19 protein-coding genes are annotated in these 21512 nt (G+C 71.7%); 9 read left to right on the top strand and 10 right to left on the bottom strand.

The genetic code is table 11. The features are described from left to right. The first annotated feature begins 25 nt into the window (after window positions 1–25). From ABD999_RS39405 to ABD999_RS39390, 4 genes are all read left to right on the top strand, one after another. A complete protein-coding gene (locus tag ABD999_RS39405) occupies window positions 26–1072 on the top strand; it encodes an ABC transporter permease (RefSeq protein WP_148031743.1) in 1047 nt (348 codons plus the stop codon). 45 nt (window positions 1073–1117) lie between these two features. Further along, window positions 1118–2287, top strand: coding sequence for a substrate-binding domain-containing protein (locus ABD999_RS39400; protein WP_271276744.1), 1170 nt, complete (start codon window positions 1118–1120; stop codon window positions 2285–2287). Between the two features lie 69 nt (window positions 2288–2356). Further along, the gene (locus ABD999_RS39395; RefSeq protein WP_271276743.1) at window positions 2357–4849 is read left to right on the top strand and encodes an ATP-binding cassette domain-containing protein; all 2493 of its coding nucleotides are present in this window, start codon (window positions 2357–2359) and stop codon (window positions 4847–4849) included. A 79-nt stretch (window positions 4850–4928) separates the two neighbouring features. Then, the gene (locus ABD999_RS39390) at window positions 4929–6158 is read left to right on the top strand and encodes an aminotransferase class III-fold pyridoxal phosphate-dependent enzyme (protein WP_271276742.1); all 1230 of its coding nucleotides are present in this window, start codon (window positions 4929–4931) and stop codon (window positions 6156–6158) included. Between the two features lie 21 nt (window positions 6159–6179). Here the strand turns inward: ABD999_RS39390 and ABD999_RS39385 are convergent, their stop codons facing one another. After that, the gene (locus ABD999_RS39385) at window positions 6180–6581 is read right to left on the bottom strand and encodes a DUF4267 domain-containing protein (protein ID WP_148031747.1); all 402 of its coding nucleotides are present in this window, start codon (window positions 6579–6581) and stop codon (window positions 6180–6182) included. A gap of 100 nt (window positions 6582–6681) precedes the next feature. On the opposite strand from ABD999_RS39385, the gene ABD999_RS39380 reads away from it, so the two are divergent. From ABD999_RS39380 to ABD999_RS39370, 3 genes are all read left to right on the top strand, one after another. Beyond that, on the top strand, window positions 6682–10074 hold the full coding sequence (locus ABD999_RS39380; protein ID WP_271276741.1) for an ATP-binding protein: 3393 nt from the start codon (window positions 6682–6684) through the stop codon (window positions 10072–10074). Between the two features lie 85 nt (window positions 10075–10159). Then, the gene (locus ABD999_RS39375) at window positions 10160–11032 is read left to right on the top strand and encodes an aldo/keto reductase family oxidoreductase (RefSeq protein ID WP_271276740.1); all 873 of its coding nucleotides are present in this window, start codon (window positions 10160–10162) and stop codon (window positions 11030–11032) included. A gap of 203 nt (window positions 11033–11235) precedes the next feature. Continuing rightward, on the top strand, window positions 11236–11550 hold the full coding sequence (locus tag ABD999_RS39370; protein ID WP_271276739.1) for a transcriptional regulator: 315 nt from the start codon (window positions 11236–11238) through the stop codon (window positions 11548–11550). 9 nt (window positions 11551–11559) lie between these two features. On the opposite strand, the gene ABD999_RS39365 is transcribed toward ABD999_RS39370, so the two are convergent. From ABD999_RS39365 to ABD999_RS39345, 5 genes are all read right to left on the bottom strand, one after another. After that, complete coding sequence (locus ABD999_RS39365) at window positions 11560–12315, bottom strand: GntR family transcriptional regulator (protein ID WP_271276738.1); 756 nt, start codon at window positions 12313–12315, stop codon at window positions 11560–11562. Next, window positions 12312–13124, bottom strand: coding sequence for a tryptophan synthase subunit alpha (gene trpA, locus ABD999_RS39360; RefSeq protein ID WP_271276737.1), 813 nt, complete (start codon window positions 13122–13124; stop codon window positions 12312–12314). Before trpA ends, ABD999_RS39365 begins: the two co-directional genes overlap by 4 nt. Then, window positions 13121–14326: a tryptophan synthase subunit beta gene (gene trpB, locus ABD999_RS39355; RefSeq protein ID WP_261808573.1), complete on the bottom strand. Its 1206-nt coding sequence runs from the start codon at window positions 14324–14326 to the stop codon at window positions 13121–13123. The genes trpA and trpB overlap by 4 nt, the downstream gene beginning before the upstream one ends. Window positions 14327–14428: 102 nt before the next feature. Continuing rightward, window positions 14429–14605 carry a hypothetical protein gene (locus ABD999_RS39350; protein ID WP_271276736.1) on the bottom strand — a complete coding sequence of 59 codons (177 nt, stop codon included), beginning with the start codon at window positions 14603–14605 and terminating at the stop codon, window positions 14429–14431. Between the two features lie 206 nt (window positions 14606–14811). Beyond that, entirely contained in the window at window positions 14812–15180 is a 369-nt protein-coding gene (locus tag ABD999_RS39345) for a DoxX family protein (protein WP_271276735.1), read from the bottom strand. 204 nt (window positions 15181–15384) lie between these two features. Between ABD999_RS39345 and ABD999_RS39340 the strand changes: the two genes are divergently transcribed. After that, a complete protein-coding gene (locus ABD999_RS39340) occupies window positions 15385–16266 on the top strand; it encodes a sigma-70 family RNA polymerase sigma factor (RefSeq protein WP_271276734.1) in 882 nt (293 codons plus the stop codon). 124 nt (window positions 16267–16390) lie between these two features. Here ABD999_RS39340 and ABD999_RS39335 read toward each other — a convergent pair whose 3' ends face one another. From ABD999_RS39335 to ABD999_RS39325, 3 genes are read right to left on the bottom strand one after another with little or no spacing between them, the layout of a single operon-like run. Next, window positions 16391–16825 (bottom strand): DUF6640 family protein, encoded by a 435-nt coding sequence (locus ABD999_RS39335; RefSeq protein WP_271276733.1) that lies wholly within the window; start codon window positions 16823–16825, stop codon window positions 16391–16393. Continuing rightward, window positions 16825–17928 (bottom strand): FAD-dependent monooxygenase, encoded by a 1104-nt coding sequence (locus ABD999_RS39330; RefSeq protein ID WP_271276732.1) that lies wholly within the window; start codon window positions 17926–17928, stop codon window positions 16825–16827. Before ABD999_RS39330 ends, ABD999_RS39335 begins: the two co-directional genes overlap by 1 nt. Window positions 17929–17947: 19 nt before the next feature. Continuing rightward, window positions 17948–18691: a siderophore-interacting protein gene (locus ABD999_RS39325; RefSeq protein ID WP_271276731.1), complete on the bottom strand. Its 744-nt coding sequence runs from the start codon at window positions 18689–18691 to the stop codon at window positions 17948–17950. A gap of 202 nt (window positions 18692–18893) precedes the next feature. On the opposite strand from ABD999_RS39325, the gene ABD999_RS39320 reads away from it, so the two are divergent. Beyond that, window positions 18894–19610: a TetR/AcrR family transcriptional regulator gene (locus ABD999_RS39320; protein ID WP_271276730.1), complete on the top strand. Its 717-nt coding sequence runs from the start codon at window positions 18894–18896 to the stop codon at window positions 19608–19610. Window positions 19611–19872: 262 nt separating this feature from the next. On the opposite strand, the gene ABD999_RS39315 is transcribed toward ABD999_RS39320, so the two are convergent. Then, window positions 19873–21339, bottom strand: a complete 1467-nt coding sequence (locus ABD999_RS39315) for a SulP family inorganic anion transporter (protein ID WP_271276729.1) — start codon at window positions 21337–21339, stop codon at window positions 19873–19875. Between the last annotated feature and the right edge of the window lie 173 nt (window positions 21340–21512).

Raw genomic sequence — 21512 nt, 5'->3', positions numbered from 1 at the left:
CAGATTTCCAGAGAGGTACTCGTAAATGTCTCGGCGTACGACCTCGCCGCCGGCCAAGCGCGCCGGACCTGGTGGACTGATCGATCTGCGTCGCCTCAGGGCCGGTCGCTTCTCCTCCATCTGGCTGATCACGCTGCTGCTCTTCGCCGCCAGCCCGCTCATCTCGCCCGGCAGCCTGTCCGGATCCGCGGTGCTGTCCATGCTGCCGTTCGCGGCGGTGATGGCGATCGCCGCGCTCGGTCAGACCCTCGTCGTCGCCCACGGCGGCATCGACCTGTCGGTGCCCGGCGGGATGGCGCTGGCCGCGGTGCTCGCCACCAAACTCCCCGCCGCGTCCGGAGTCCCCGTCTGGGCGGCCGTCGGGCTCGCCCTGGTCGCGGGCGCGCTGGGCGGGCTGATCATCGGTTTCGCCGTGGTCCGGCTGTCCATCGCGGCGTTCGTGGCGTCCCTGGCGGTCAACTCCATCCTCATCGGCGTGGTCCTGCAGGTCTCCAGCGGCTTCCCCGCCTCCGCCAGCGCCGCCCTCAGCGCGTTCGCCGTCGGATCGGTCGCCGGCATCCCGAACCTGCTGCTGGTCGCGGTCGTCGTGGTCGGGCTCGCGCACTGGATCATCCGCCACACGGTGCTCGGCCGGCGCTTCATCGCCGTCGGCGCCGGACGGCCCGCGGCCCGGCTGCTCGGCCTGCCCACCGGCTCCTACGAGATGGGCGCGTACGTGGCGGCGGGCATCTGCTACTCGCTGGCCGGAGTCCTGCTCGCCGGCTACCTGCGCACGCCGGACATCCTGCTCGGCAACACCTACCTGCTCCCCACCATCGCGGCCGTCGTCCTCGGCGGAAGCCTGCTGTCCGGCGGCATCACCAACCTGGCCGCCACCGCCGTCGCCGCGCTCTTCCTCACCCAGCTGGACCAGGTGGTGCTCGCCGCCGGCGCCTCCACCGCCACCCAGCTCCTCGTCCAGGCCGCCGTACTCGCGCTGAGCGTGGTGGCCCGCGGCGTGCCGTGGAGCGCCGTCCGCGCGCGGCTGACCACCCGCGCCCCCGACCCCGCCTCCACGCTGCCATCGCGCTAGCCGACCAGGCACCCCTCACCAGTGTCCCCCAGACAGGAGAACCCCATGACCTCCACCAGAGCCCGCTTCCGGGCCCGCGGCTCGGCCGCCGTCCTGGCCCTCGCCCTCGGCGTGTCGGCCTGCGCCGGCGGGCCGGGCGCCGCGGACAACGCCACCGAGGGCGGCGTCGAGGCCGTCTACGACAACGCGGCCAAGATCGGCGACGTCTCCCAGCTCCGCCCCATGTCCGACTTCTGCGGCACCAAGCCGGTCAAGGTCGCGCTCGCGGACGGCACCGGCGACAACGCCTTCCGCAAGACGGCCCGCGCCGAGTTCGAGGACGAGGCCGCCAAGTGCCCCAACATCACCGTTCTGCCCTACGCCGACGGCCAGAACAACCCGCAGAAGGCGATCAGCGACATCAAGGCCCTGGTCGCCCAGGGCGTCGAAGCCCTCGTGGTCTTCCCCGACGCCGGCGAGGCGCTGCTGCCGACCCTGCGTGAGGCGTACAAGGCCGGCGTGCAAGTGGTGCCCTGGACGGCGAACCCCGGCGGCAAGCCGGGCGTGGACTACACCACGTTCGTCGGCCACAACACGGTCAACGACGGCGTCACCTGGACCCGCTGGATGTGCGACGCCCTCGGCGAGAAGGGCGGCAACGTCGTCTTCCTCGGCGGCACCCCGGGCAACACGCAGAGCATCACCGAGATGATCGGCATCGAGAAGGAGCTCAAGGAGAACTCCGCCTGCGGGAACGTCAAGCTGCTGAACGAGCCGGGCAAGCCGGTCGACACCAACTGGAACCCCGCCCAGATGCAGAAGGTCGTCGCCGGGCTGCTCACCAAGTACCCGACCATCGACGGCGTGATCACCGACTCGGGCGACGCCTCCCTGGGCGGCATCCGCGCCTTCCTCCAGGCCGGCCGGCCGCTGCCGAAGTGGACCGCCAACGACAACAACGGCTTCGCCTGCGCCTGGGAGGAGAACGCCGACAAGCACCCGACCTTCCAGACCGTGACCGTGTCGGCGCGTACCTGGATCATCCGTCTCGCGCTGCGCAAGGCCGTCGCCGCGCACCAGGGGATCGAGAACGACGAGCCGGAGATCATCAACATCCCGATCTTCGAGGACACGCTCGACGAGACGAAGCCCCCGAAGTGTGACCCCGACCTTCCCGCCAGCGCTGTCCTGTCCTCCGAGCTCACGCCGGAGCAGCTCAAGCAGGCCTACAGCTGATCACTTGTCGCCTTCCGCCGGGCACCCGCCCGGCGGAAGCGATGAGCCGAGTGAGGAGTGATCCTTCACATGGTCGATTCGACAGCCGGACTGGTCCTCCGCGGGGTGACCAAACGCTTCCCCGGCGTCGTCGCGCTCGACGCGGTCGACTTCGAGGTGCGCCCCGGCGAGATACACGCCCTGGTGGGAGGTAACGGCGCCGGGAAGTCCACCCTCATGGCGGTGGCGTCCGGAGCGCTGGCACCCGACGCGGGCACCATCGAGATCGCGGGCGAGCCGATGCGGCACCTGTCCCCGATCGCCGCCCGGGAGCAGGGCCTGGCCATCGCCTTCCAGCACCCGGCGCTTCTCCCCGACCTCACCGTCACCGAGAACCTCCTGCTGAGCGTGCCCAAGCGGCTGCGGCCGTCGTTCGGCGACGCTCAGGACTGGGCCAGGGAACGGCTGCTCCCCATGGGCATGGACATCGACCCGGCCGCCGTGGCCGGCCGGTTGACCCTGGCCGAGAAGCAGGCGCTGGAGATCTGCGGGGCCCTGGCCTGCGAGCCCAGCGTCCTGATCCTCGACGAGCCCACCGAGCCGTTCATGGTGGCCGAGATCGACAGGCTGTTCGAGCAGGTACGCAAGGCCGCCGCCGGCGGCATGGCCGTCGTCTACATCAGCCACCGGCTGCCCGACGTGATGGCCCTGTCCGACCGTCTCACCGTGCTGCGCGACGGCCAGATCCGCGGCACCTTCCTCGCCTCGGAGGTGACCGAGGAGGAGATCATCACCCGCATCGCGGGCCGGGAGATCGACGCGCTGTTCCCGCCGCGGCCCTCCTCCGTCGGCGACGTCGTCATGGAAGTACGCGATCTGCGCTCGGACCGGCTCCGCGGGATCACCACCACCCTCGCCCGCAACGAGGTCCTCGGCCTGGCCGGCGTGGAAGGCAACGGCCAGCGCGAGTTCATCCGCGCGCTCGGCGGAGCCGACCCCGTCACCGGCGGCCGCGTCACCGTCGCCGGCCGGCCCGTGGAACTCGGCAGCCCCCGCCGCGCCCGCCGGGCCGGCGTGGTCCTCATGCCCCAGGAACGGCACGTCGAAGGCGTCGCGACCGTCCTGTCGGTCAAGGAGAACCTCGGCGTCGCCGCCACGAACCAGACCGCCTCAGCCGGGGTCGTCAAGGGATCGGCCGAGAACGCCCTGGTGGCCGAGGAGATCCGCCAGCTCGGCATCAAGGTGGCCTCGCCCGACTCCGCCGTGGAGCACCTGTCGGGCGGGAACCAGCAGAAGGTGGTGCTCGGCCGCTCCCTGCTGTCGGACCCCAAAGTGCTGCTGTGCGACGAACCCACCCAGGGGATCGACGTCGGCGTACGGTCCGACATCTACCACCGGCTCCGGTCCACCGCCGAGTCGGGGACACCGGTGGTCGTGCTCAGCTCCGACAACGTCGAACTCGCCGGGCTGTGCGACCGCGTGCTCGTGTTCTCCCGAGGGCGGGTCGTCCGCGAACTGACCGGCGACGAGATCTCCGAGCACGCCATCACCGAGGCGTCCCTCACGGCGGCGACCTCGGCCCAGAGCGAGGAGGCCGCCGGACCGGCCCGGCGCAAGGGCCCGCTCGACAGGTTCCGCCGCCTGCTCTCCAGCGAGCAGGCGCCCAGCCTGTTCCTGGCGGCCGCGATCGTCCTGCTGGCCCTGGTGAGCGCCACCAGGAGCGAGCGCTTCCTGTCCGAGTTCAACATCGCCAGCATGCTCGGCCTGGCGGCGCCCGTGCTCTTCCTCGCCGCCGGACAGCTCATCGTCATGCTCACCGGAGGAATCGACCTGTCGGTCGGCCCCCTGAGCGGGACCCTCGTGGTCATCGCCTCGTTCTACGTCCTCGACGGGTACGGAGCCGGGTGGTGGATCCTCGGATTCGTGCTGATGTTCCTCGCGGCGGCCGCCGTGGGACTGGGCAACGGGATGATGGTCAGATACGCGAGGGTGACACCGGTGGTCGCCACCTTGGTCACCTACACCGCGCTCCAGGGATTCTCCCTGGTCATGCGCGACTCGCCCGGCGGATCGATCTCCAGCACCGTCACCGAGGCGCTCGGGGCGCGCATCGGCCCGATCCCCTACGCGGTCATCGTCGGCGCGGCCGTCCTCATCGCGCTGGAAGTGATGTCCCGGCGTTCGATGATGGGCCTGCGCCTGCGGGGCGCCGGCTCGTCGGAGCACGCCGCGCGCAACCGGGGAATCCCGGTGACCCGCGTCCACCTCGTCGTCTACGTCGCCAGCGCGCTGCTCACCATGCTCGGCGCCCTGCTGCTGATGGCGCAGATCGGCGTGGGCGACCCCACCGCCGGCGTCAGCTACACGATGGCCAGCATCACCGCCGTCGTCCTCGGCGGAGCCTCCATCTTCGGCGGCCGGGGCAGCTTCATCGGCGTCCTGTTCGGCGTCGTACTCCTGCAGGTCATCCAGAACACCACCGTGTTCCTCGGCCTGTCGCAGGCATGGCAGTACTGGATGCTCGGCCTCATGGCGCTGGCCGCCACGGCCATCTACTCCCAGGTCCGAGCCGCCCGAGCGTAAGGAGGATCGTCCCGTTCTCCCCCTTCAGGGGGCTTGCTGACCTGCTTCTCGTGTGACCTCTGAAAGGACGAGTGTGATCATGGCTGGGACTTCGGACGCCGCGCTCCGCGAACGGGCGCGCCGGGTCATTCCAGGCGGGATGTACGGACATCAGCGGGCGGGCCTGTTCCCGGAGAACTTCCCGCAGTACCTCTCCCACGGCGAAGGGGCCCTGATCCGCGACGTCGACGGCCGTGAGTTCGTCGACCTGCTCTGCGGATACGGGCCCATCGTCCTGGGCTACCAGCACGCCGGGGTCGAAGCCGCCGCCGCGGCCCAGCGGCGGCGGGCCGACTGCCAGAACGCCCCCTCGGCCAGAATGGTGGAACTGGCCGAACTGCTGGTGGACGTCGTCGACCACGCCGACTGGGCCTACCTGGCCAAGAACGGCACCGACGCGACGACCACCTGCCTGACCATCGCCCGGGCCGCCACCGGCAGATCCGTCATCCTGGTCGCCCGGGGCAGCTACCACGGAGCCGCCCCCTGGTGCACCCCCGGACTGGCCGGGGTGCTCCCGTCGGACCGCGCCGCCCTGCGGTACTTCGAGTACAACGACCACGCGAGCCTGCGGGCCGCCGTGGACGAGGCGGGCGACGACCTGGCCGGCATCATCGTCACCCCCTTCAAGCACAACGACGGCGAAGACCAGGAACTGGCCGACCCGGCGTTCGCCCGCGAACTCCGCCAGGTGTGCGACTCCAGGAACGCGGTGCTCATCCTGGACGACGTCCGCTGCGGATTCCGGCTGAACTTCGGCGGCAGCTGGGAGTCCCTGGGGATCCAGCCTGACCTCAGCGCCTGGGGAAAGGCGGTCAGCAACGGCTACACCGTCTCGGCGGTCCTCGGCGTCGAAACCCTCCGGGACGCCGCCACCAGCATCTTCAGCACGGGCACCTACTGGTTCGCGGCGGTGCCCATGGCCGCCGCCATCGCCACGATCAACGCCATCCGCGACGAGGACGGCATCGCCAGGATGGAACGCGCGGGCGAACTGCTCAGAAGCGGCATCGTGGAGCAGGCCAAGGCCCACGACCTCGCCATCTCCTACACCGGGCCCGCGCAGATGCCCTACTTCCGGTTCCTGGCCGATCAGGACTTCGAACGGATGATGCACTTCTCCCGCGTCGCCCTCGACAACGGCGTCTACATCCACCCGAGGCACAACTGGTTCGTCAGCGTGTCGCACACCGACGAGATGGTGGCCCGGGCGCTCTCCGGCACCGAGGCCGCCTTCCGCGCGGTCCGCGACCGGTTCGGCGACGGGTGAGCCCTCCGGGGCTCGCGGGCGTCAGGCGGGCCGGCCCGCCTTGCCCGTCTCGCGGAGCATCAGCAGGCCGGTGACGGCCACCAGCGCCGAGGTCAGGCCGTGGATGCCGAACGCGGCGGCCACCGAGCCGTGGTGGGCCAGCACGTTGGCCATGTCGCCGAACGGGATGACGGCCATCGTCAGCAGGACCCAGCCCAGGGCCCGGCGCTGGCCCGTCACCAGCAGGACGCCCAGGACCAGGCCCGACCCGATGTCGCGGATGCCCTTCAGGATCAGGAAGCCGCCGCCGTCGCCCGAAGGCCAGTCCGGCAGGCCGAAGGTCGGGGCGGACGTCTCGGGGGTCAGGACGTAGGACACCCCGATGTAGAGGATGAACAGGGCACCGGCGGCGGCCAGGACGGTGTTGACGTTCTTCAGCGACATGGTTCTTCTCCTTTGACGTGCCGACGCGTCCAGGCTGCTCCCGGGTGTTTGGAGGGTGCTTGGAGCCGGTTTGGAAGCCTCCTCGTACGATGTACGGATCATGGTGTTCATTCGGGTGCTGGGCGAGTTCGCCGCCGAGGTGAACGGTGAGCCCGTCCACCCCGGCGGGCCGCGGCAGCGGGGCGTGCTGGCGCTGCTGGTGGCGGCGCGCGGGCAGGTCGTGCCGGTCGACCGGATGATCGAGGACCTGTGGCGCGGGGAGCCGCCCGCGCGGGCGCTGATGTCCTTGCAGGCGTACGTGTCCAACCTGCGCCGGCTGCTGGAGCCGGGGCGCCCGCCGCGCGCGCCGGCCCGGCTGCTGGTGAGCGCGCCGCCCGGCTACGCGCTGCGGCTGCCGCCGGACTCGGTGGACGCGTGGCGGTTCGAGGACCTGCTCGACCAGGCCCGTACGGTCACCGACCCGCGCGCCGCCCGGGCACGGCTCGCCGAGGCGCTGGAGCTGTGGCGGGGACCGGCGTTCGCCGAGGTCGCCGACGAGCCGTGGGCCGCCGCCGAGACGGCCAGGCTGGACGAGCTGCGCCTGGTCGCCGCCGAACTGCACGTCGCGGCGGGCCTGCGGACCGGCGACCCCGCGACGGTGGTGCCCGAGGCCGAGCGGCTCACCCGCGGCGAGCCCCTGCGCGAGGAGGGCTGGCGGCTGCACGCCCTGGCGCTGTGGAGCAGCGGCCGCCAGGCCGACGCCCTGGCCACCCTCCGCCGCGCCCGCCGCCTGTTCGCCGAGGAGCTCGGACTCGACCCCGGCCCGGACCTGACGGCACTGGAGGAGGCCATCCTCACCGGACGCACCGACGTCCTCCGCGCGACCGTACCCCTGCCACCGCAGTCGCCATCGCCACCGGAGATGTCTTCGTCACCGCAGATGCTTCCGCCACCCCAGTCGCCTTCGTCGCCGCCTATGCTTCCGCCACTGTTGACTGCCCGGCCACTGTTGACCGCCCCGCTTCCGCCGACGGTTACCCTCCCCGGGACGGTCCCGGTCGCCGAGGCGTCGTTCGTCGGGCGTGAGGCGGAGCTGTCAGCGCTGGTCACGGCCGCCGAACAGGCCGCCGCCGACGGAGCCCGCGTCGCCCTTGTCACCGGCGAGGCCGGGCTCGGCAAGTCGACGCTCCTGGAACACCTCGGCAGGCGGCTGGAACGTACCGGATGGCTGGTCGCCGCCGGTCACTGCCCCGAGGCCGCCGGCGCGCCGCCCGCGTGGGCGTGGACCGAGGCGCTGGGAGCCGTCGCCGCGGCCACGTCACCGGGCGAGCACGCGGACGACCTCGCGCCGCTGCTCACCGACACCGTGCCGGTGGACGCCGACGCCACCGCCGGCCGGTTCCGCCTGCGCCGGGCCGTGTGGCGATGGCTCGCGGCGGTCGCCGCGAAGCGCCCGGTCGCCGTCGTGCTGGACGACCTGCACTGGGCGGACGCCGCCACGCTGGAGCTGCTCGGCGGCGGCCTCGGCACGCGGGCCCCCATCCTGGTCGTCGCGGCCTACCGGGCGGAGGAGAGCGGCCATCTCACCGACACGCTGGCCGCCCTCGCCCGCGCCGCACCCCTGCGGCTCGACCTGCCCGGCCTGGACGACGTGGCCGTGGCCCAGCTCGTACGGAACGAGTGCGAGGCCGACGACGAGACCGTCGCCGGCATCGCCGAGCGCACCGGTGGCAACCCGTTCTACGTGCGCGAGAGCGCGCGGCTGCTGAACGGAGAAGGCGCGCTGGTCGCCCTCTCGGAGGTCCCGCAAGGCGTACGGGACGTGCTGCGGCGCCGCCTGGCACGGCTGCCCGGGCAAGGCGTGGCCGTGCTGCGGCTGGCCGCGGTCGCGGGCCGGGAAAGCTCGGTGGACATGCTGGTCGACGCCGCCGACAGCGACGCCGACAGCGTGCTGGACGCGCTGGACGCGGGCGTGATCGCCGGACTGCTGAGCGAGCCCGCGCCCGGACGGGTCCGGTTCGTCCACGCCCTCGTCCGCGACACCCTCCTGGCCGACGTCAGCCGCCTGCGGGCGGCCCGCATGCACGCCCGCGTCGCCGCCGCCCTGGAACCCACCGGCGACATCACGGCGCTCGCGCACCACTACGCCCGTGCCGGATCCCCCAAGGCCGTCGGCTACTGCGTCCGGGCCGCCGAGCTGGCCGAGGCCCGCTACGCCCACGACGTCGCGGCCGATCTCCTCGCCGACGCCGTCGCCAACTCGACCAGTCCGGAGGAACGCGTGGCCCTGCACGGCAGGCTGCTCCGCGCGCAGATCCGGGCCGGCGCCGTGGCCGCCGCCCGGACGACCCGCCGGCAGGCCGTCGAGTACGCGGAGTCCCTGGGACGCGACGACCTGATGATCGCCGCCTTCACCGCCTGGACCGAGCCGACGCCCTGGCAGTCCCGCCCGTACGGCACGGTGGACCGGCCCGTCGTGGACCGGCTGAGCCGCCTGCTCGAACGCACCGACCTCACTGCGGAGGTACGCGGCCGCCTCCTCGTCTCCTACGCCGAGGAACTGGCCGGCGAGGACGACCCCACCGTCACGGCGGCGGCCCGCGAGGCGCTCGGCCTGGCCACCGGGCCCCGCCTGCGGGCGGCGGCGCTCCGGATCCTGACCCGCGGCCACACCGGATCGGCCGGCAGCGACGAGCTCTGCCGCGAGCTGGTCGCGCTCGGCACCGAGCACGACCTGCCCGTCTACCGCGTCACCGGGCTGCTCAACCACGCCGCCGTCGCCGCCGGGGCCGGCGACCCGGCCACCATGCGCCGGGTGACCGCCGAGGCCCTCGACCTCGCGCGTACCTACCGGATGCCCGAGGCGATCGGCGTCGCCGAGGTGACGCTGGCGACCCTGGCCCTCATCGAGGGCCGGTTCGCCGACGCGGAACGGCTCTACACCGAGGCCGCCGGCGGCATGCGGCGCGCCGGATCGCTGCACGCCCCCGGCTTCCTCGGCCTCGCGCTGGCCGCGACCTGGGTGAACGACGGCACCCTCGGCGAGCACCTGGACGAGGCGCGCGCCCTCCACGAGGCGACCGGCCCGATCGCCGCCGACCTGCTGGCCCTCGCCCTGCACGCCAACGGCCTGACCGCCGAGGCCCGCCGGGTGCGCGCATCGGACCCGATCCGGCCCGACTACTTCTTCACCTTCCTCACCACCGCCCGCGCGATGGCCGTCATCGCCCTGGACGACCGCGCCGCCGCAGAGGAGATCTACGCGGCGCTGCTCCCTCACCGCGACGGCCCCCCGGCGGGCGTCACGAGCCTGGCGGCGGCGCTGCGCCCGGTCGCCCACACCCTCGGCGAGCTGGCCGTCTTCCTCGGCCGCGATCAGGAGGCCGCCGACCACTTCGCCCGGGCCGCCGTCATCGCCGACCGGTGGAACGCGCCCCACTGGGCCGCCGAGGCCCGGTCACGCCGGGACATGGCCGCCACGAAAGCGAACCCGCGGGTGTCCTACGCACCTTGAAGTGCCTGCTTCCCCATGGGGAGTTACCTGACCAGACTGGAGCAAGTTTCCGAGAGACTCTTGCTCACCCTTGAAAGGCAGAGGCATGACGACGTTCCCCGCTTCGCTTCCCGGCGGCACCTGGGCCCTGGGTGACCTGACCGTCACCCGGTTCGGCTACGGTGCCATGCAGCTCGCCGGTCCCGGGGTGATGGGTCCGCCGGCCGACCGCGACAGCGCACTCGCCGTCCTCCGCGAGGTCGCCGACCTCGGGATCACCCATATCGACACCAGCGACGCCTACGGGCCGCGCGTCACCAACCAGCTGATCCGCGAGGCGCTGCACCCGTACCCCGAAGCGCTGCACATCGTGACCAAGGTCGGCGCGACCCGCGACGAGCAGGGCGGCTGGCCCCCGGCGCGGCGGCCGGAAGACGTGCGCCGCGCCGTCCACGACAACCTCGAAGCCCTCGGTCTCGAGGTGCTCGACCTGGTCAACCTCCGGCTCGGCGACGCCAGCGGACCTCGGCCCGGCTCACTCGCCGAACCGTACGAGGCTCTCGCCGGACTCCAGCGGCAGGGGCTGATCCGGCACCTCGGCGTGAGCAACGCGACGCCGGAACAGGTCGCCGAGGCGCGGACCATCGCGCCGATCGTGTGCGTGCAGAACATGTACAACCTCGCCCACCGGCACGACGACGAACTGATCGACGAGCTCGCCCGGGAGGGCATCGCCTACGTGCCCTTCTTCCCGCTCGGCGGCTTCAGCCCCTTGCAATCCTCGGCGCTCTCGGCGGTGGCCGCCCGGCTGGAGGCGACGCCGATGTCCGTCGCCCTGGCCTGGTTGCTGCGCCGGTCGCCGAACATCCTGCTCATTCCCGGCACCTCGTCGGTGGCGCACCTGCGCGAGAACGCCGCCGGCGCCGGCCTGCCGCTCTCCGGCGAGGACCTCGCCGAGCTGGACAAGATCGGCCGCTAGGCAGGCCCGCGATCGGTATGGATCAAGGGCTCGGCGGTCCTCCAGACCGTCGACCACGCCCTGCGTTTCCCGCCGGGAGGAGACCTCGCCCACCTGCTCCCGAGGGAGTTCGCGGACATGGCGTGGATGTCCGGGCTGATCGCCGGGACGGGCCTGACCGTGTGGCGCTACGCCGGCCTGCACGCCCTGCGAAGGACCCGTCCGTGACCCACCCCACCGGACGCCTGAGCGACGTCGTCCACCAGCGCCACCGCCTCGGCATCCTCGCCATCGCCGACGAGGCGGCCAAGGTGGAGTTCACCTACCTCCACCAGGTGCTCGAACTGACCCGGGGAAACCTCAACCGGCACCTCGCCGTCCTGGAAGAAGCCGGCCTGATCGTACTGGAGAAGGGGTACGACGGGCGGCGCCCGAAGACCCGGGTCGTCATCACCGGCGAAGGCCGGGCCGCCCTGTCGGCCGAACTCGCCGCATTCGAGGAGCTCGTCCGCCGCCACGGCGACCGTACGCACCGGTGACGGACCGGCTCAGCTGGTGGCCCCCCAAGTCAGAGAGAGGCCGGTGGCGGCGCGTTCGGTGCGGATCTCCATCATGCTGCCGAGGATCGTGGCATGGTCGGACACCACCGGCGTGGCGTCGAGCGCGTAGGTGATCCGGGAGCTGACGAGCACCGGGCTGCCCTGCGGCTCGTGCAGGTGACGGGCCGCGGCGGCGTCGAGCAGACCCGGCCGGACCACCTCCGCCGCCCGGGAGACCGTCACCCCCGCGTCGGCCAGAGCCGTGTAGAGGGAGACGGCGGTGAAGTCGCGGTCGCGGATCCGGTCGGCCACCGGCCGCCGGACCCAGGACACCTGATGCACGGCGGGACGCCCGGCGAACTCACGGACCCGCTCCAGCCGCAGGGCGGTGTCGCCGGGACGCAGCCGCAGCTCCGCGGCGATCCGGGCCGGGGCCCGGCGCACCGCCTGCCCGGCCACCGCGGTCCGCACGTCGTGGCCCTGTTCACGCAGGTCGTCGACCAGGCTGCGGAGCGAGTCGAGCTGGTACGCCAGGTGCGGCGGGGCGACGAACGTGCCCCTGCCGGGCCGCTGCACGATCAGCCTCTCGTCGCTCAGCTCCCGCAACGCCTGGCGCAACGTCATGAGCGTCACCCCGTAGGAGGCGCTCAGCTCACGCTGCGGCGGCAGCGCCTCACCCGGGGCGTAGCGCCCCGACCGGATCTTCGCGGCGAGGTCGGCGGCGATGGCGCGGTATCTCGCCTCGTGCCCGGCGTCGGAGGTCATCGTGGTCGGTCACACTCCTGGTCGAGGGCCAGGCGCAGGGTCGCCAGGAAGGCCCGCAGGTCGTCCGGCCCGGCCCCGTCGAGCACCCGCCGCATGACCGCGGCGCCGACCACCACGCCGTCGGCGTGCCGGCGGGCTTCGCGTGCCTGGTCCGGGGTGGAAATGCCAAATCCTAGCAAGACCGGCCGGTCGGTGACGCGCCTGATCCTCCCGGCGAGTTCCGCCGCCGAAGCGGCGAGGGCGGTCCGCTCGCCGGTGGTGCCCATCAGCGACACCGCGTACACGAATCCGCGGCTGCGGCCCGCGATCTCCGCCAGCCGCGGCTGCGGCGTCGCCGGCGAGGCCAGCAGGGCCGGCTCGATCCCGGCGGCTTCGGCCGCGTCCGTCAGTTCGTCCGCCTCGTGCACCGGCAGGTCGGGCACGATCAGGCCGCCGGCGCCGGCCCGGCGCAGCGCGGCGCAGAACGCCTCCGGGCCGTCGTTCAGCACCAGGTTGTAGTAGGTGCTGACGACCAGCGGCACGCCCAGGTCACCGACCTCGGCCAGGTCGGCGAGGATCCGGCGGGTGCTCGCCCCCCTGGCCAGCGCCGTGTCACTGGCCTGCTGGATGGTGACGCCGTCCAGCGTGGGATCGGAGAAGGGCAGGCCGACCTCGATCGCGTCCGCCCCGGCGGCGGCGAACGCCCGCAGATAGTCCGTCCAGCCGGGCGTGATCCCCCCGGTGACGTACGGCATGAGCAGGCCGCGGCCGGCGTCCCGGCGGGCACGCAGGTGGCGTTCGACCGCGCCGGCGGTCAGGGCGTTCGTCACAGCAGCTCCTTCAGGGTCGAGACGTCCTTGTCGCCCCGGCCGGACAACGTCATCAGCACCGTCGACCCCGCGGGCAGGTCGCCGTCGCCCGCCGCGCGGATCACCCAGGCCAGGGCGTGCGCCGACTCGAGCGCCGGGACGATCCCCTCGGTACGCGCCAGCCTCAGCGCCGCGCCGACCGCCTCGCCGTCGGTCACCGTGACGTACCGGGCCCGGCCCAGGTCACGCAGATGGGCGTGCTCCGGGCCGACGCCCGGGTAGTCGAGCCCGGCCGCGATGGAGTGCGCCTGGATGATCTGCCCGTCGTCGTCCTGCAGGAACAGCGAACGGCAGCCGTGCAGCACACCCAGCCGGCCGCGGGCCGCCCCCGCGCCGCCGTCCGCCTCCACACCGACCAGACGCGCCGGGGTGTCGGCGAACCCGGCGAACGTGCCGGCCGCGTTCGAGCCGCCGCCGACACACGCCACCACATGGTCCGGGACGCCCGTCCGCAGCTCGGCGGCGCACTGCCCGCGCGCCTCGTCGCCGATCACCCGCTGGAACTCCCTGACCATCCACGGGTACGGATCCGGCCCGACGACCGAGCCGACGCAGTAGTGGGAGTCGCCGGTCGCGCCCACCCAGTGCCGCATGGCCTCGCTGGTCGCGTCCTTGAGCGTACGGCTGCCCGTGGTCACCGGGACCACCTCGGCGCCCAGCATGCGCATCCGGAAGACGTTCAGCGCCTGCCGCTCGATGTCGCGCTCGCCCATGAACACCGTGGCCTCCAGCCCGAGCAGCGCGGCGGCGGTCGCGGTGGCCACCCCGTGCTGGCCCGCCCCCGTCTCGGCGATCAGCCTGCGCCGCCCCATCCGGATGGCCAGCAGAGCCTGGCCAAGCACATTGTTGATCTTGTGGGATCCGGTGTGGGTGAGATCCTCCCGCTTGAGATACAGCTCCACACCCAGCGCCTCCGACAGCCGGCGGGCCGGCGTGAGCGGCGTCGGCCGCCCGGCGTGCACGGCCAGCAGCCGCGCCAGCGCGCCGCGGAACCCCGGATCCGCCCACGCCTCCCGGAACGCCTCCTCCACCTCGCGGCACGCCTCCACCAGCGACTCCGGCGCGTACCGCCCGCCATACCCGCCGAACCGGCCCCGCGCCCGGGGCTCGCCCATCGTCCCGTCCGGCGCGACCGCCTCACGCCACGGCAGCACGTCTCGCATGCCACCCTCCCATCGTTCTATAACTCTTCTGAGAGTTCTATAACAGTGAGTGTGGCACAGGCGGCACGCACACGCCACCACCCCCGGGCACAGCCGACCGCATCAGTCGAGTGACAGCCCCGCGACCGGAGCCACCCGGGCGGCCCTACGCGCCGGGACGACAGCGGCCACGAGCCCGGCCAGAACCGCGACCCATGACGACCACGGGACCCGCAGGGCGGCGTCACCGAGAGCCCGCTCCACGAACGTCTCGTAACCCCACCCAGGTGAACCCGACACCGATCACCGTGCCGAGGACAGCCGCCACCACCGAGTCGCCGGCGTCTCCGGCGTGACCACCCCCACCGGGCTCGTACCAACAGCGACCCGCAACCGGGCCCACCGATCACCGGCACGCACCGTGACCCAGTCACCGGCCCGCACTCCGAAAGCCCCCGTATCAGTCCTTATCCGCCCCTCTAGCCCGGGAGCCCCTTCCCGTGCGATCAAGCGAGCGACCGACCGAAGTACCCGCCGGCCGCCACTGCCAGGAGGAGGAAGGCCACCGGGAAGCCGAGGGTGTGAAACACGCGCGCACGGACATGGGCGAGGACGGCTCCGACGAAGAACAGCACGAGCCCCAAGGCAGCGGCCAGCCCGAAGAGAGGCCGGCCGAGCAGCCCGAGCACGAGCCCTACCACCCCGGAGCCCTCAACGACCGCGAGGTAGGGGATCCACCGCGGATCGAGGCCGACCTCGGCAGAGTTACGCACCACGAACCGAGCCGAGACCGCCTTCGCGACCACCTCGAAGGCGTTGGCCAGGATGCAGGCGAGAGTCGCGATGAACAGCCCGACGTCGAGTGCCGCGGTCAACGGGCATACCGCCCCAGCAGCGTCACTGGTCGCGGAGGTACCGGCGCGTCGGCCCACTCCGCGACCGCTTCCGGAGCCTGTTCGGATGTGGTGTTGAATCGGACAATCTGTACGCTCATGTGTGTCTCCTCAAGGAGGTGCGCTCGTCAGGTAGCTGGTCTCACCCCTCCTGACGTTGAGCACACTCGAAAGGTGACCTCACCCATGAAACTCGTCGAACACTTCGAGGCGTCCCGTCCCCGGCTGATGTCGCTGGCCCACCGGATCGTGGGCTCGTATCACGACGCGGAGGACGCGGTCCAGACCGCCTGGACGCGGGTCCAGACGGCCGGGGCGGCCGACATCGCCAACCTGGACGGCTGGTTCACCACGGTGACCGCGCGTCTGTGCCTGGACCTGCTACGGGCACGTGAGCGACGTGGCGAACTCCCCTTGCGCTCCGACGACATCGCCGGCGCAAGGATCAGCGCCGACGAGACGTTCCTTCGCCGTGAAGAAGTGTCCAGAGCCCTGCTGGTGCTCCTCGACGAACTCTCGCCCAGGCAGCGGGTGGCGTACGTGATGCACGACCTCTTCGCCATCCCGTTCGATCAGATCGCCGCGACGCTCGGCACGAACGCGGTCTCGGCGAAGAAGCTGGCCAGCCGTGCGCGCGCACGGCTGCGCGACGTGCGACCTGTCATACGTCGCCACGACGCGGAAGAAAACGAGATCATCGAGGCGTTCCTGGCAGCCGCACGCGGCGGCGACATCGCACGACTCGTCACCCTGATGGCTCCCGACGTTGTCCGTACCGCTGACCCTTCCCTGCTCCCGGCAGGCTCCGCAACGGAAGTCCGTGGGGCAGCGGCGGTCGCGGAAGAGACGAGGATCTTCGCCGACCGCATCGCCGTCGCGGCTCCGGTCCTCATCGCAGGGCGGCCCGGCGCGGTCATCGCACCCGGCGGCCACGCGTACGCGCTCATCCGCTTCCGCATCGACGCCGGTCTCATCACGAAGATCGAGATCACTCCGTACGCGACCGGCACGATGTCGCTGCGCGACCAGCGACGAGATCCCGCCCTCATCCGCCGGACCAGTAGGTGATCAAGGGGCCGTCCCCCAGGCGTGCTGCTGCCGCGCCAGGGCGGCGTACGCAGCAGGAGCAGGAACACCGCGATGTAGCAGCAAGCGGTGGTATAGCGCCTTGAACAAGCAAGGGCCGGGCTCATCACCGGGCGGTGGAGTCCACGGGCATGCGCAGTGTCGCCGCTGTCGCGAGCAGCAGCGCCAGGAGCAGGACGATCGCCATGAAGATCTGCCCGTGCAGGCCGAGGACGAAGACAGTCCGATCGGCGAACTCCGGGTCGTAGGTGGCAGTGCCGGGGAACAGGAGCGCACCGATCATGCCGAGCCACGGGGTGGCCAGGATGGCGGCGGCGTGCAGCAGCGTGTTCCGCCCTGACCGTAGCGCGAGGGCCAGGCCGGTGAGGCCGAGGAGCACGGTCATCACCATGTACTGGGCGTCGTGGAACTTGGCGTGGGGTGGCCAGGCCGGGTTGTAGGCGTGCTGTGCCGCCAGGTCGGGGATGACGAGGTCGGCGAGCACGGCGCCGACCGTTGTGATCGCTGCGACGGCGATGATCAGGATTCGTGGGAGGGACATCAGATCGTCCAGGTATAGGCGGGGGTGAGTGAGCGGTCGAAGAGCACGTTCGGGAGGAGAGGAAGAACCGCGTCTCGCAGAGTGGTCATCGGCGTGGAGGTCCAGTGCGCGGCGGCTCCGGCCTGGCGGGAACGGCGGACGATCAGTTGGGTGCGCGGCCTGCGGGCGCGGTCATAGGCTTCCAGGCCCGCGCGCACGCCGAGGGTGTCCACCGCGTGCGCGAGCGTGACCGCGTCCTCGAGCGCCTGGCAGGCGCCCTGCCCCAGGTTGGGGGTCATGGCGTGGGCCGCGTCACCGAGGACGGCGACGTTTCCGGAAACGTACGTGGGCAGCCTCGGCAGTTCGTACGTGTCGTGTTGCAGCACCGCCTCCTCTTGCGCGGAGTCGAGCAGCGCGGGGATGGGCCGGTGCCAGCGTGCGAAGCGTTCGCGCAGCTCATCCAGGCCGACATGGGAGCCCGCCGGGGCGTTGGCCATGACGTAGCAGTAGATGCGGCCGTCGGGCATCGGCACGTGCCCGAACCGTTCGCCCCTGCCCCACGTTTCCGCGCTCCCCTCGACGGGCTGAGGGGGGACGATGAGGCGCCAGGTGGTATAGCCGACGTAGCGCGGCCCAGGGAGGCCAGGCCAGAGGGAGCGCCGGGTCACGCTGTGCACGCCGTCGGCGCCCACCACGAGATCCGCGGTGGAGGTGCCGCCGCCATGGCGGACCGTGCCGTCGGGCTGCACGTGCTGTACGTCGATGCCGGGCCGCAGAGCCTCGGGCGGCACGGCTGCCCTCAGCAGGTCGACCAGTGCGGCCCGGTGCACGGTCACCCACGGGCCGAAACGACGCTTGAGGCTGTCGACGTCGTTGCGGACCAGCCAGTCCCCCCGGCTGCCGCGGATGCCTGCGAGCGGGTCGGCCAGCCCGCCGACGCGCAGACGCTCGCCCAGGCCGAGGGCGTCCAGCGCGCGCAGACCGTTGGGCTGGACGGTCAGCCCGGCGCCCACCTCGGTGAACTCAGCAGCGCGTTCAAGGACCTCCACCTGCAGGCCACGCTGGTGGAAGGCGACGGCCGCGGCGAGTCCGCCGATGCCGCCTCCCACGATGATCACTTTCATGTCCGGATCTCCTTGACGGTCAGTGCAGGCCACGCTTGCCCGGGGCCCAGAACGGCTTGGTCTTGATCGAGGCCCGTGCCCAGTTGCGCTCACGCACCAGGAAGTCGCGCACCATCTGGCAGGTTCTGGCCTCGCCGGCCACATAAGCGGCTCCCGCGTTGCCCGGCAGATCGAGTTCGGCCACGGCCCCGAGCAGCACCCGGGAGGCGACGGCGGAGGTGCCGTGCCGGTGGACACGGCGCAGCGGCGGCGTCCCGGGCAGGGGCAGGTCGTGCTCGGGGGTCTCGCTCTCCAGGACACCGAACACCTCGGCCGAGGCTCCCAACGCTCTGATCATCGGGCCGAACGCGGCGCTGGCGGTCTCCTCCCCGATGAACACGTGATAGGCCGCCTCGCGGGTGAAGAAGTCGCCCTGCGGCCACCAGAAGGTCACCCGTTCTCCGGGCCGGGCCGCCCGCGCCCACCTCAGGCCGATGCCGTCGCCCGCATACAGGTGGACGCGCAGTTCGATCGCCGTCCTGCCGGCGTCGAGGCCCCAGATCGTGTACGTGCGCAGCGTCTCGGACGGACGCAGGATGCCCGACACCGACAGCGGATCCTTCAACTCGATCCTGATGTGCTGGCCGGGGGTGTACGGGAAGGCGACGGGCTGGTCGGTCTCCAGCCGGATCCGGCGCATGGCCGGGTTGACCTGGTCGGCGACGGTGATGGTCGCCTCCATGGCGTACTTGCCGAACAAGCGGTCGCGCAGCGTCCGGGCCATGTCAGGACTCCTCGCGCCGCCGGACGTGGGCGGATCTGGACATCCGCCACCACACGGCCGCCACGAACACCAGCGCCGCGAGAAGGATCCACAGAAGCTCCACAGCTACTCCTTAGTGCTTCTAGATTTCTTAGAGGCACTAAGGAAACATACTTGCCCTAAGATGTCAACGCCGACCGAGGAAACGACGCGAGAGGTGACGATGTCCGCACACACCAGCAGACGGCAGAGGTTGCGCCAGGCCACCCTGGAGGAGATCCACACGGCCGCGCGCAAGCTGCTGGTCGAGCAGGGATCGGCCGCGGTCACCATCAACGCGGTCGCCCGGCAGGTCGGCATGAGCGGCCCAGCCCTCTACCACTACTACGCCAGCCACGACGAACTGGTCGGCGCAGTGACCGCCGACTTCTTCCGCGAACTGGCCGCCGCGATGGAACAGGCCCGCGACGGCCACGCCGACGCGTCGCTCGGCGAGCGGATACTGGCCGTCTGCCGCGCCATGCGCGCCTGGAGCACCGCCCACCCGGCCGAGTTCGGCTGGATATTCGCGAGCCCGATCACCCCGCAGAACCGGCGGCCGGACTCGGTGCGCCACCAGGCCGCCCTGCGGTTCGAGCAGGTCCTGCTCGACCTGATGGTCGAGCTGTGGCGGACACGACCGTTCCCGGTGCCCGACCTGGCCGACCTGCCCGCATCCCTGCGCGAGCAACTGACCGCCTACTCCGCCACCCTCGAAGGACGGCTCCCGCCCGAGGCCGCCCACGTCTTCCTGTCGTGCTGGACCAGGCTGTACGGGCTGCTGTGCATGGAAGTCCTGCACCAACTGGACTTCGCCTACACCGACATGGAGCCCGTCTACGAACAGTGCCTGCGCGACCTGGCCGCCACCCTCGGCCTCGACAGCCACGCGCCGGCATGACGCCCGACACCGGCCGCATGATCTTGACGCAGGCCCCCTGAGCCCTTCCCAGCAGTGGGGTCAGGAAGCCAACGCCTTTACAATGTAGATTACTAGTTCGGTCGAGAGCAGAGCTGGGACCAGGGATGACAGGCGGACCTCACCCAGTCCGGCCTCTCGGTTGCGCGGACCACGATCGGTCCTCCCCTCTCCCGGATGCCGAGCCGCCCGAGTACGGGCCACTCCCCCACTTCAGGTCCGCACGCACGCCCGCAGGCCGCCGTCACCGGCTGCCGGACAGCTCCCCCGACAAGGTGGCGTGCATGCGGGCGCTGGGCTGGTTCAGCCCGATGATCCGTACGGTCTTGCCGCGGGCGGCGTACTTGGCCTCGACAGCGTCCAGAGCGGCGACGGATGAGGCGTCCCAGATGTGGGCGTCGGTCAGGTCGATGACCACGTCGTCAGGGTCGCCGGCATAGTCGAACCGGGAGACCAGGTCGTTGCTGGAGGCGAAGAACAGCTCGCCGGTCACGGCGTAGACCACCTGCCCGCCGTCGGGATCGACGACGGCGGAGACCTCGGCCAGGTGCGCCACCCGGCGCGCGAAGATGACCAGCCCGGTCAGCGAACCGACGACGACGCCGATGGCCAGGTTGTGCGTGACGACCACGACCGCGACCGTGATGACCATGACGCCGATCTCACCGGCGGGCATGCGCCTGAGGGTGGCCGGGGCGATGGAGTGCCAGTCGAAGGTGCCGACCGAAACCAGGATCATCACGGCGACCAGCGCGGCCATCGGAATCTGGGAGACCAGCGGGCCGAAGACGATGCACAGGACCATGAGCAGGACACCGGCGGTGAAGGTGGACAGCCGGGTGCGGGCGCCGTTCCTGACGTTGATCATGGTCTGGCCGATCATGGCGCAGCCGCCCATGCCGCCGAAGAAGCCGGTGACGATGTTGGCGACGCCCTGGCCGATGGACTCGCGCGTCTTGGAGGAGCGGGTGTCGGTGAGGTCGTCGACCAGCTTGGCGGTCATCAGCGACTCCATCAGCCCAACGAGGGCGAAGCCGACCGCGTACGGCGCGATGAGGGTGAGGGTGTCCAGCGTGAAAGCCACGTCGGGCAGACCGGGCACGGGCAGCGAGGACGGCAGCGTGCCACGATCGCCGACCGTGGGCACGGCCAGACCGGCGCCGATCGTGAGGGCGGTGAGCGCGGCGATGGAGATCAGCGGAGCCGGGACCACCTTGGTCAGGCGGGGCAGGAACACCATCAGCGCCAGCGCGCTGCCGACCAGCGGATAGACGACCCAGGGCACGTCCACGAGCTCGGGCACCTGCGCCATGAAGATCAAGATGGCCAGGGCGTTGACGAAGCCCACCATGACACTGCGAGGCACGAAGCGCATCAGCTTCGCCACGCCGAGCGCGCCGAGCGCGACCTGGATGAGCCCGCCGAGAATGACGGTCGCGACCAGGTAGCCGAGGCCGTGCTCGCGGGCCAGCGGGGCGACGACCAGAGCGATGGCTCCGGTCGCGGCGGAGATCATGGCGGGGCGGCCGCCGGCGATGGCGATGACCACGGCCATGGTGAAGGAGGCGAACAAACCGACGCTGGGATCGACCCCGGCGATGATGGAGAACGAGATCGCCTCAGGGATCAGGGCGAGCGCGACGACCAAGCCGGACAGGATCTCGGTACGGGCCACCGAGGGCTTCAGCCATTCGGGGCGGCCGGGCCGCATGCGAGCAGGCAGGGTCAGAGACGGGCGGGCAGGCACGGATGAGCTAGGCAACAGGAGTCCTTAAGGATGGAACAGCCCCGGAGGGCAGCGTCGCACCGGCCGGAGGCAGGGGCACGCTCGCGGGCGCGGAAAGGCGGCAGGCCGGACGGCGCTACCGCGGGCAGGTCACGGCG

The organism is Nonomuraea ferruginea (assembly GCF_039540635.1).
Taxonomy (GTDB): Bacteria; Actinomycetota; Actinomycetes; order Streptosporangiales; family Streptosporangiaceae; genus Nonomuraea; species Nonomuraea ferruginea.
The sequence above is the reverse complement of the archived record's forward strand: the minus strand, read 5'-3'. Positions and strand labels throughout refer to the sequence as shown.